The 484-nt window shown below is 38.8% G+C and carries 1 pseudogene; it reads right to left on the reverse strand.

What is annotated here, in order from left to right:
* Positions 1-479 (reverse strand): annotated as a pseudogene (locus K5S59_RS29985) (DUF11 domain-containing protein); the annotation flags it as partial.
* Between the last annotated feature and the right edge of the window lie 5 nt (positions 480-484).

Genomic DNA, 484 nt, shown 5'->3' on the forward strand with positions numbered 1-484 from the left:
TTTTGGGTTGTTAAAATTGCACTATTAATAGTTGTCGAAACAGCATTAGATACATTCATTTGTGATACGGAAGGTTGGCTAGGGTCGACCACATGTGAAAATTGTACAGAACTAGAATTAGAAATTGGATTTATACTTGGAATATTTGTAACAAGTACGTTGAGAGTAATCACAGCCGTTCCGTTTGGATTTATATTTCCAATCTGAATCCCGTTAGCTGGATTTCCGATCTGCTGTGTACCAGAATCGTTTGTAAGAGTGCCAGATATGAATGTCGTTCCGGCAGGTGATATATCTGTGAAAATTATATTTTGTGACGTAACACTTCCCGGGTTACGTAGTGTAATCGTATACGAAATTGTATCGCCACTTGTTGCGAACGTTTTACCTACAGATTTAACAAGTGTAATTTCTCCGGAATTCATTTGTGTCGACACCGGATCGGATGTCGTACTCCTTGAAACGAGTGGTAACTTAGGTCATG

The organism is Bacillus sp. BML-BC051 (assembly GCF_019656175.1).
Classification (GTDB): domain Bacteria; phylum Bacillota; class Bacilli; order Bacillales; family Bacillaceae_G; genus Bacillus_A; species Bacillus_A mobilis.